This is a genomic window from Gammaproteobacteria bacterium, assembly GCA_027296625.1.
Classification (GTDB): domain Bacteria; phylum Pseudomonadota; class Gammaproteobacteria; order JAKEHO01; family JAKEHO01; genus JAKEHO01.
In genome coordinates, this window is the sequence record JAPUIX010000147.1 from 1 (window position 1) to 10,456 (window position 10,456).

A 10,456-nucleotide genomic window follows, 5' to 3' on the forward strand; every position below is an offset into this window, starting at 1 on the left:
GGGCTGCTAGACCCGTACATCAAGCGTAGTCCCCAGGGTTCAGGGGTCAAGCGATAAAAGGCGTAAAAAACGAAGTACGCTACAAGCAAGTATTGATTGTAGGAATCCTACAAAATGGAGTACCATCTGCGACCGTCGTAGTGTTTACTTCGGCTTTTGGCTGCGACATTTGGTGGTATTAGGTAGGTTGTCTGGCGCTTTGTCAGGTTCAAATCCTGCCCCCGCTACCCATTATTTTCATGAGGCCCTGCGTGCGGGGTTTCTTTAGATTGGGACGTCGCCGCGCCTGGGCGCGAGTGTTGGCAACCTAAGGTGAAATTGCTATACTAGCCAAAGCCTTAGCGTGTTATGAGAAGAAGTGGGCCTCGTGCCCACTTTTTGTTATCGGCGCTATTATGGGTACCCAGAGCACGGTCCTTCGGCAGTTAATTGCACCGGTGGTATGCGCCATGGGTTATGAGTTCCTTGGTGTTGAATATCAGCCCACCGGACGGCACTCTGTACTGCGCATTTACATAGACAATGAGGCCGGGGTGACGTTAGGTGACTGCGAGCGGGTGAGCAACCAGGTCAGTGGCGTACTCGATGTGGAAGACCTAATACATGGTCCCTACACGCTCGAGGTTTCGTCGCCTGGATTGGATAGGCCGTTATTTACGCTTGAGCAGTTTAAGCGCTTTATAGGCAGGAAGGTCCGCTTGCGGTTGCGACATGCGCTTGGTGGCAGACACAACTTTGCCGGGGAGATCTCCGGCATTGCTGGCTGTGATGTCGTATTGATGGAGGAGAATGTGAAGTATCAATTACCCATTGACAACATCGATCGGGCACGATTGGTGCCGTGACCGAAAGATTGCGCAGGGTATTGAGGCAACGTTGATGGACAAAGAGATCCTAATGGTTGTCGACGCCGTTTCTAATGAGAAAGGTGTTAGCAAGGAGATTATATTCGAAGCCATCGAGGCCGCGCTTGCGAGCGCCACCAAGAAGCGCCACCGTGGTGACATCGATGTGCGAGTAGCCATTGACAGCACCACAGGAGGCTACGAGACTTTCCGCCGCTGGCAGGTCGTGGATGACAGTGAGGAGTCCGAGCAGTTCCCGGATCGGTTGATCCTATTGAGCGAAGCTCAGAAAACACATCCAAATGTTGAGTTGGGTGAATACGTGGAAACAACGATGGAGTCAGTGGAATTCGGACGGATCGAGGCACAGACGGCAAAACAGGTTATGGTCCAGAAGGTGCGCGAGGCAGAGCGCGCGCAGGTGGTAGAGGCGTATCAAGATCGACAAGGCGAGATGGTAAGCGGCATCGTGAAGCGCGTCGATCGCGGCAACGTCATTGTTGATCTTGGTGGCAACGCGGAAGCATTAATTCAGCGAGACGAGATGATTCCGCGCGAAGCTGTGCGTGCTGGCGATCGCTTGCGGGCCTTTCTACGGGACGTGCGCGCCGAAGCTCGAGGTCCACAGGTATTTTTAAGTCGTACGGCGCCGCAGTTGCTGATTGAGTTATTCAAACTAGAGGTGCCGGAGATCAGTGAAGGGCTGATCGAAATCGCAGCGGCCGCTCGTGATCCGGGGTCAAGAGCCAAGATTGCGGTAAAGTCTAATGATCCGCGCATTGATCCCATTGGGGCCTGTGTTGGCATGCGTGGTTCACGTGTGCAGGCCGTATCCAACGAGCTTTACGGTGAGCGCGTTGATATCATCCTGTGGGATGAGAATCCCGCTCAATACGTAATCAATGCGATGGCACCCGCCGAAGTTGTTTCCATCATGGTGGATGAGGACGCTCATAGCATGGATGTTGCAGTGGACGAGAGTCATCTATCACAAGCGATCGGACGTGGCGGGCAGAATGTGAAGCTAGCGAGTGAGCTCAGCGGCTGGGAGCTGAACGTAATGTCCGAAGCCCAGGCGGCGGAAAAGGGCGAAGCAGAGGCACAATCGTTGCAGCAAATGTTTATGGAACACCTCGACGTTGATGAGGAAGTCGCTTCTATCCTTGCCCAGGAGGGCTTCTCCAGTGTTGAGGAAGTCGCCTACGTGCCGGTAAACGAAATGCTAGACGTCGAAGAATTTGATGCAGACCTTGTCGAGGAATTGCGCGGGCGCGCACGCGACGTGATGTTGACAAGGGCAATTGCGAGTGAAGAACAATTAGCCGATGCTAAACCGGCAGAAGACCTGTTAACGATGGACGGGATGGATGAAGAGCTTGCATATGTTCTGGCTAGCCGTGGCATTGTGACAATGGAAGATTTGGCCGAACAGGCTGTCGACGACCTTATGGAGGTTGAGGGTATGGACAAAGAGCGCGCCGGCCAACTGATCATGACGGCTCGTGCGCCTTGGTTTGCAAAAGAGGAGCAGGGCCAAAGTGACGGGAGAGAAAGCGATGCCTGAAGTGACGGTTACGGAATTTGCCGAGGTCGTCGGAATCCCCGTCGAACGGCTGCTTGCACAGCTTGATGAAGCAGGTTTGGCTAGCAAATCGGCCGAGGACAAAATTAGCGATAAAGAAAAGTCACAATTGTTGACGTATTTGCGGCGCCAGCACGGAAAGGCCGACGAGAGTGCGACTGAGCCTAAAAAGATCACCTTACGACGTAAGACACTGAGTGAAATCAGGGTGCCTACTACGGCCCCGGGCCGATCGCGGACTCTGCGCCCCCCGCGCGCTGGTCGTTCCAAGACTGTAAGTGTTGAATTTCGCAAGCGGCGAACGTACGTCAAGAGGAGCCATCTTCTAGAGGAAGAGACGCAGCGTGTTGCAAGGGAGGTGCTGGAAAAAGAGCAACAGGATGCAATGGAAGAGGTAAAGGCCCGTGAACCAGAATTGGTAGCGGAAGCAGAGCCAGCTGAGGCATTAGCCGGTGCCGCTGAAATACCGGCCAAGGAGGCAATACCACCTGCAGAAATAGAGGCAAAAACCGCGGATGAGGCGATCCTTGAGATTGCGAGCCATGGTCAAGCCCTTGAGAGTGAGGTAGTGGAACCGCCTTCCGATGTGCACGAGGTGGAACCTGTGCCGGATGAGACGCAGGAAACCTCCTTAGAGGAAGGCAAGCCAACCCGTTACGGTCGTGAAAAGCTTCACGTTGCAACTGAAAAGTCGGGCCGCCGCAGGAAGAAGCGGCGCGTCAGACCCATTGTTGCGCGCCCGACAACGCAGCACGGGTTTGAGAAACCGACTGCCCCAGTGGTGCGCGAGGTGGCTATCCCAGAGACCATCACCGTAGCGGACCTTGCCCAGAGGATGTCCGTGAAGGTCCCCGAGGTCATTAAGTTAATGATGGGACTGGGTAGCATGGTTACTATTAATCAATTGATTGATCAGGAGACCGCCACCGCGGTCGTTGAAGAGATGGGGCACATACCGAAGCTCCAGAAGGAGGATGCACTGGAAGCGGAGATTGTTCAGGCGACCCGTCCGCAGGGCGAGGCCACCACGCGAGCCCCCATCGTGACGATTATGGGCCATGTGGACCATGGCAAGACTTCGCTCTTGGACTACATCCGGCGTACAAAGGTAACCGCCGGAGAAGCAGGCGGGATCACCCAGCACATTGGGGCGTATCACGCCACGACTTCGAAGGGAACCGTGACGTTCCTCGATACGCCAGGCCATGAGGCTTTCACAGCGATGCGGGCCCGCGGTGCTAAGGTGACAGATATCGTGGTGCTGGTTGTGGCAGCCGATGACGGTGTGATGCCTCAGACCGTTGAAGCCATTCAACATGCGAAGGCCGCAAAAGTGCCCTTGATCATCGCGATCAATAAGATTGATAAGCCAGAGGCGGATCCTGAGCGGGTAACGCAGGAGCTTTCAAAGCACGAGGTCATTCCTGAGGCCTGGGGCGGGGATACGATTTTCGTCAATGTCTCGGCTAAGACAGGCCAAGGCGTCGATGAACTGTTGGATTCGATCTTGCTTCAGGCGGAGGTTATGGAACTTCGCGCCGTCAATGAAGGTCCGGCGTCGGGAGTCGTGATTGAGTCACGATTGGATAAGGGGCAGGGTCCTGTGGCAACGATGCTTGTGCAAAATGGCGTGTTAAACAGAGGAGATATTATCCTAAGCGGCCATGAATTTGGTCGCGTCCGTGCCATGATGGATGAGGCCGGCAAACCTATCTTCACAGCGGGCCCGTCGATGCCAGTAGAGGTCCTTGGCCTTTCTGGCACGCCGAATGCCGGGGATGAAGTGATCGTCGTTTCGGATGAACGCAAGGCGCGCGAGATTGCCATGTTCCGTCAAGGTCGATACCGTGAGGTCAAGTTAGCGCAGCAACAGCCAGACAGATTGGAGGATGTCTTCTCACAGATGGAGGAGGAGGGTAAGGCCGGAATTTTAACCTTGCTCATTAAAGCCGACGTTCATGGTTCTTCAGAAGCGCTTGTGGACGCATTGACGAAGTTATCTCATGATGAAGTTCGCGTTGAAGTCGTCGCAAGCGGTGTTGGTGGCATAACCGAGTCGGATATTAATCTTGCTATGGTGTCTAGTGCGACTGTCATCGGTTTCAATGTGCGAGCTGATGCGGCAGCGCGCAAGCTGGTTGCTGAAGAAGGAATCGATTTGCGCTATTACAGTGTGATATACGACGTTATTGATGACGTTAGAAATGCCCTTAGCGGGCTGCTAAAGCCAGAGGTTAAGGAACAGATAATCGGTGTTGCTGAGGTACGCGAGGTCTTTCGGTCACCTAAACTTGGTGCGATTGCGGGCTGCTTGGTCTTGTCTGGGGTTGTGCGGCGGAATAATTCAATCCGTGTGTTAAGGGACAATGTAGTCATATATGAGGGGGAACTTGAGTCTTTGAGGCGTTTCAAGGACGATGCCAATGAAGTAAAGTCAGGCACAGAGTGTGGTATCGGCGTCAAAAACTATAACGATGTCCATGTTGGTGATCAGATCGAAGTGTACGAGCGCGTCGAGGTAGCCCGTGCACTGTAGTTGGGGAAATGCCTAACGAATTTAGCCGCGCGCGACGGGTCGCTGACCTGGTGCAGCGTGAACTGGCTGTGCTAATTCAGCGCGAATTAAATGAACCACGGCTTGGGCTGGTGACCGTTTCGGCTACTGAGATCAGTGATGATCTCGCCTACGCTAAGGTTTATGTTACATCCTTGGGTAATGAGGCCGATACCGAAGAAGTATTGGAAACGCTGAATAACGCAGCAGGCTTATTCCGGCGTCGACTTGCCCAGCGCTTGTCGTTGCGGATCGTGCCCAAGCTTAGATTTTTCTTCGATGAATCCATTGGTCGGGGGCGGCGCTTGTCTGCCTTGATAGACGAAGTGTGCCATGCATCGAGTGCTGAGTCGTGCGAATCGAACAAGCCCACAGGTCAGGGGAAAAAACAAACTGGATGAGCCGCGCGCGTAGAAGCAGTTGTCGGGATGTCCACGGCATTCTCTTGTTAGACAAACCGGAAGGTATCGGATCAAACACGGCACTACAGCGCGTCAAAAGGTTATATAATGCGCGCAAAGCCGGTCATACCGGGAGTCTTGATCTGTTAGCCAGCGGTTTGCTTCCGATCTGTCTTGGTGAGGCAACCAAGCTGTCTGGATTTCTGTTGAATGCAGACAAACACTATCGTGCAACATTTAAGCTAGGGGTTGTTACCAGCACCGGAGATGCGAACGGCGCGCAGATTGCGACACATCGCGTACCGGTGTTGAACGTAAAGCAACTCACAGCGATTCTTAAGGAATTCATCGGCCAGATTAAACAAGTCCCACCCATGTACTCGGCCATTAAACACCAGGGCAAACCCCTGTATAAATTGGCTTACCAGGGAATTGTTGTAGAGCGGAAGCCACGCACGATCACAATTCATGCGCTTGATCTATTGGAGATCAAGGACGATCTCATTGAGGTGGAGATTCGTTGCTCCAAAGGGACATATGTTCGGACGCTTGCCGAAGATGTTGGTAGGGCATTGGGATGCGGGGGACATGTTTGTGCATTAAGGCGACTTGGTGCGGGTCCATTTGAGGCCTCTCAGATGGTCGCGCTGGATATACTAGAAGGTCTAGAGCATGAAGGACTAGAGGCGCTGGATGCCAAACTCGTTTCTATGGACAAGGCGCTTGCACACAGGCCTGCTGTTGTCTTGTCAGAGGATGGTGCCTATTACCTGCGCATGGGGCAGCCGGTGGTGGTGCCTCATGCTCCGACCGAAGGTTGGGTCCGTTTGTATAGTCATGCAAGCTCTTTCCTTGGGGTTGGTGAAGTGCTTGACGATGGTCGCGTCGCGCCGCGCCGCTTGATTAACGCGTAATGGCGAATGGGAACGGTTAGCTGATTTAAGAAGGACACTGGCGGGGCAAGAGAGCAATGAATAGGGTTTCTCTTGTTCGCCTGACGGCGCACGAGTACAATACGCGCCAGATTTTACTAGGTTATTGAGAGTGTTAAATGGCCCTCAGTACTCAGCAAAAAGCCGATATTGTAAAAGACTATCAACGCTCGAGAACGGATACCGGGTCGCCCGAGGTACAAGCGGCGCTGCTTACGGCCGGGATTGGTGGGCTATCACAGCATTTCAAGACACACATCCATGATCATCATTCCCGGCAAGGCCTCCTTAGGATGGTAAATCGGCGGCGTAAGCTGCTGGATTATTTAAAAAGTAGAGATGTTAAACGCTATCGTGAACTCATCGGGCGCTTAGGGTTGCGCAAATGAGATGAGGCTTGTCACATTCGACGTTTGCGATAGTTACCTGTTTCCTTCCCAATCATTCCGCAAGGTGTATCCATGACTGTAGTGATGAAAGCCTTTCAATACGGTGAAAGTACCGTGGCACTGGAAACCGGCGAGATTGCTCGGCAAGCCTCCGGTGCTGTAATGGCAAGCATGGGCGAGACGCTTGTGCTGGTGACCTGCGTTGGAAGAAAAGAGACGGGACCGGGTCGTGACTTCTTTCCACTCACGGTAGATTATCAAGAAAGAACTTATGCCGCTGGGAAGATTCCAGGCGGCTTTTTCAAGCGTGAGGGACGCCCCAGTGAAAAGGAGACGCAGACCTGTCGTCTGATTGATCGCCCGATGCGGCCCCTTTTCCCGAAGGGGTACAGAAACGAAGTTCAAGTCATCGCCACAGTGCTGTCATTAGATCCGGACATTGATCCCGATATCCCTGCGCTCATCGGTGCGTCAGCGGCCGTATGCCTTTCTGGGATCCCGTTTAATGGGCCCATTGGCGCCGCCCGAGTCGGCTACTGTGATGGTAAATATCTGCTGAATCCAACGTTTAGTGAGGTTAAGCAGTCGCAGCTTGATCTGGTGGTTGCAGGAACTGAAACGTCGGTTCTTATGGTGGAGTCCGACGCAAACACGTTGCCAGAGGATGTGATGTTAGGTGCCGTCATGTTCGGTCATGAACAAATGCAGGTGGTGATTAAGAACATCAGGGAACTCGTCAAGGAGGCGGGAACGCGTCCATGGGAGTGGCAGCCAAGTCCTTCTGACGAGGCACTTAAGATTGAAGTTGAACCCCGCTGCGGAGACCTTATCCGAGAAGCCTACACAATTTCGGATAAGCTCAGTCGTCGCGATAGGCTAAGTGAGATCCGTGCAGAGTGTGTCGAAGCACTTAGCGGCGGTGACGAAGCGAAGTGGACCGAGACGGAAATTCGTGGCGCAATCGAGGATTTGGAAAAAGCGATTGTGCGTGGTGGGATCCTAAGCGGTGAGCCGCGGATTGATGGCCGCGATCAGCGCACTGTACGCCCGATCAACGTTCGTGTTGGGCTATTGCCCCGGACGCATGGTTCGGCGCTCTTCACACGCGGTGAAACACAAGCCTTGGTGACAACGGCCCTCGGCACTGACCGGGATGCCCAGGTGATCGATGCGATTGAGGGCGAGCGAAAAGAAGCCTTCATGTTGCACTATAATTTTCCGCCGTACTGCGTTGGCGAGACTGGTCGAATCGGTTCACCGAAACGTCGCGAGATTGGTCATGGGCGACTTGCAAAAAGGGGCATTCGAGCCGTGATGCCGAGTCCCGAAGAGTTTCCGTACGTAATTCGTGTGGTGTCTGAGATAACGGAATCGAATGGCTCAAGCTCTATGGCAACCGTTTGTGGGACCAGCCTGTCATTGATGGACGCCGGCGTTCCGATTAAAGGACCGGTGGCAGGGATCGCGATGGGGCTGATTAAAGATGGCGACAAGTACGTGGTGTTGTCGGATATCGTGGGTGATGAGGATCATCTTGGGGATATGGATTTTAAAGTCGCAGGGACAGCTGAGGGCATCACCGCACTTCAGATGGATATCAAGATTGACGGCATCACGAGGGATATTATGGAGGTCGCTTTGCAACAGGCCAAGGAAGGGCGCCTACATATTTTGAATGAGATGGGTAGGGTGATTTCGGAACCGCGGGGAGAAATGTCTGAATATGCTCCACGGATTACTACCGTTAAGATCGATCCGGAGAAAATCCGCGACGTAATTGGTAAAGGTGGTTCGACTATTCGTGCCATAACTGAGGCTACCGGCGCTATCATCGATATCAATGATGATGGCACGGTTAAGATCGCCGCCGTTGATAAGGCAGCCGGTGAAGAAGCCCGTCGTCGTATCGAGCAAATAACAGCGGAAATTCAGGTAGGCATGATTTATGAAGGGCGCGTGGCCAAGCTAATGGACTTTGGTGCGTTTGTGAACATTCTTCCAGGGAAGGACGGCCTTGTGCATATTTCACAGATCTCGGATGAACGGGTTGAACATGTCAGTGATAAGCTAACTGAAGGCGAAATCGTCAAGGTCAAAGTCCTGGAAGTCGACAGACAAGGGCGCGTGCGCCTCAGCATGAAAGCGGTCAGCTAGCTAGAGTAACCACCGGGCATTCAATCCCGATATGATGATAAAAGGGGGCGCAGCCCCTTTTTTAGTGCGCCATCTTTGGCCGTCTAGACCTGAAGACTCTTTTAATGGTAATTTTGTCAGTCTGGGTTTTCAAGTTGTACCTATCCGTTAACCCCTAACTTACTTTGCTGCGTTTCATTGTCTATAGGCCGATGGTTTGTGTACAGGCTATCGTACTTGCATGGACTTCCAGTAAGGGTGGGGGTTCTGTCATTTATTTCGGTTGGTGTCTGTTATCAGTGGCCTTCGAGTTCCGGCGGGTAACGTTTGATCGGCATCGTTGCGAGCATCGATCTCTCTCTGTATCAGGATCGACAATTAACGTTAAACTAAGACCCTATGGACAATGAAGTCGGTGATGAAACGCTGATGATTAGGTATCAAAATGGTGATGCTCGAGCATTTGAAGTTCTCTACGGTAGGCACAAGGGGCGGCTGTATCGTTATCTATTGAGGCAGTGTGGTAATCAAAGCGTAGCGGATGAACTGTTTCAGGATGTGTGGATGAAGCTCATCGGGGCACGGGATCGTTATGAAGTCCGTGCGAAGTTTGGGACCTATCTCTATCACCTGGCCCACAATCGGGTGGTTGATTTCTTCCGCCGACAGGCCAAGGTAAATCCCAGCTCGTATTCTCACGAGGATTGTCCACAAGTCGAAGACATCCCTTGCAGTCAATGCAATCAACCTGATGTTCGCGAGGAAGTAAGGCAACAGTCAAACCGATTGTTGGAATTGATTGAAGAGCTACCAGAGGTGCAGCGGGAGGCCTTTCTCCTTAAGGAGGAAGCAGGCATGAGCGTCGTTGAGATTGCTGCGGTGATGGGTGTCAACCCGGAAACAGCGAAGAGTAGATTGCGCTACGCGATTGCAAAGTTGCGCAAGGGTCTCGGAGAGGTCGTGTGAACAGTCAGGATCCAAAAGACCGAGCCTTCGAGGAGTATCTTCAAGGTCAATCGAAGTATTCGCGGCTTTATCAAGCGTTGGATAAGATTGAGCCTAAGGGCCACGTTGATGCGACCATACTTGCTGCTGCACGGCGTGCAGTCGGGTCGCGCCCATGGGTTGCAAGCAGGCAGTTTTTATCGAAATGGGGAGGGCCCGTTAAGATCGCGGCAGTCTTGACATTGTGTGTTGGTTTGGTGGTGTTGATCTATGATGAAACGGGGCAATCGCTGTTCGATCAGGATCCTCTTGAGGTGATCGATGGCGGATTGAGGGAGCGAATAATTGTAAGAGATGCAGTTGTAAAGGAGACAGAAGAAGGCACAACCCAGAGCGCTACCGATGCGCAAGACAGAATGCGCGCTGCGCCGCAAAGGCTTTTTCAAGCGCTTCCAAAGAAAGAGGCATCGTTACTGCCATCGGAAGATGTTGCTGATGAGATTAATTTACCGATCGGTGTAGGGAGCACGCTGAAGCAAAAAGGACGGGCAGAGATGCCTGATGCAGAGGTTGAGTTTGATGCGAAGTCTACGCATTCGATGCCGTTAGCGGAACCAGAACCGGTAAGCCCATCCACAAGGACCGTTGCACCCGCTACAGCTGGCCAGCGTGACG

9 protein-coding genes are annotated in these 10,456 nt (G+C 52.9%); all 9 read left to right on the forward strand.

The features are described from left to right. The first annotated feature begins 395 nt into the window (after positions 1-395). Positions 396-845: a ribosome maturation factor RimP gene (rimP, locus tag O6944_08225; protein ID MCZ6719117.1), complete on the forward strand. Its 450-nt coding sequence runs from the start codon at positions 396-398 to the stop codon at positions 843-845. A 34-nt stretch (positions 846-879) separates the two neighbouring features. Beyond that, positions 880-2,409: a transcription termination factor NusA gene (gene nusA / locus O6944_08230; GenBank protein ID MCZ6719118.1), complete on the forward strand. Its 1,530-nt coding sequence runs from the start codon at positions 880-882 to the stop codon at positions 2,407-2,409. Beyond that, positions 2,402-4,963 (forward strand): translation initiation factor IF-2, encoded by a 2,562-nt coding sequence (gene infB / locus O6944_08235; GenBank protein ID MCZ6719119.1) that lies wholly within the window; start codon positions 2,402-2,404, stop codon positions 4,961-4,963. Before nusA ends, infB begins: the two co-directional genes overlap by 8 nt. Positions 4,964-4,971: 8 nt before the next feature. After that, positions 4,972-5,382: a 30S ribosome-binding factor RbfA gene (rbfA, locus tag O6944_08240; GenBank protein MCZ6719120.1), complete on the forward strand. Its 411-nt coding sequence runs from the start codon at positions 4,972-4,974 to the stop codon at positions 5,380-5,382. Beyond that, on the forward strand, positions 5,379-6,296 hold the full coding sequence (gene truB / locus O6944_08245) for a tRNA pseudouridine(55) synthase TruB (protein ID MCZ6719121.1): 918 nt from the start codon (positions 5,379-5,381) through the stop codon (positions 6,294-6,296). The genes rbfA and truB overlap by 4 nt, the downstream gene beginning before the upstream one ends. A 137-nt stretch (positions 6,297-6,433) precedes the next feature. Continuing rightward, a complete protein-coding gene (rpsO, locus tag O6944_08250) occupies positions 6,434-6,703 on the forward strand; it encodes a 30S ribosomal protein S15 (GenBank protein ID MCZ6719122.1) in 270 nt (89 codons plus the stop codon). Positions 6,704-6,775: 72 nt separating this feature from the next. Beyond that, positions 6,776-8,857, forward strand: coding sequence for a polyribonucleotide nucleotidyltransferase (gene pnp / locus O6944_08255; GenBank protein ID MCZ6719123.1), 2,082 nt, complete (start codon positions 6,776-6,778; stop codon positions 8,855-8,857). Between the two features lie 378 nt (positions 8,858-9,235). Beyond that, the gene (locus O6944_08260) at positions 9,236-9,802 is read left to right on the forward strand and encodes an RNA polymerase sigma factor (GenBank protein MCZ6719124.1); all 567 of its coding nucleotides are present in this window, start codon (positions 9,236-9,238) and stop codon (positions 9,800-9,802) included. Further along, positions 9,799-10,456 (forward strand): hypothetical protein (locus O6944_08265; GenBank protein ID MCZ6719125.1); only part of this gene is annotated, 658 nt, incomplete at its 3' end. The genes O6944_08260 and O6944_08265, both read left to right, overlap by 4 nt.

Bases quoted from the DNA above. Each gene is read 5' to 3' on its own strand.
- rimP (MCZ6719117.1), top strand. From the start codon at position 396: ATGGGTACCCAGAGCACGGTCCTTCGGCAGTTAATTGCACCGGTGGTA.
- nusA (MCZ6719118.1), top strand. From the start codon at position 880: ATGGACAAAGAGATCCTAATGGTTGTCGACGCCGTTTCTAATGAGAAA.
- infB (MCZ6719119.1), top strand. From the start codon at position 2,402: ATGCCTGAAGTGACGGTTACGGAATTTGCCGAGGTCGTCGGAATCCCC.
- rbfA (MCZ6719120.1), top strand. From the start codon at position 4,972: ATGCCTAACGAATTTAGCCGCGCGCGACGGGTCGCTGACCTGGTGCAG.
- truB (MCZ6719121.1), top strand. From the start codon at position 5,379: ATGAGCCGCGCGCGTAGAAGCAGTTGTCGGGATGTCCACGGCATTCTC.
- rpsO (MCZ6719122.1), top strand. From the start codon at position 6,434: ATGGCCCTCAGTACTCAGCAAAAAGCCGATATTGTAAAAGACTATCAA.
- pnp (MCZ6719123.1), top strand. From the start codon at position 6,776: ATGACTGTAGTGATGAAAGCCTTTCAATACGGTGAAAGTACCGTGGCA.
- O6944_08260 (MCZ6719124.1), top strand. From the start codon at position 9,236: ATGGACAATGAAGTCGGTGATGAAACGCTGATGATTAGGTATCAAAAT.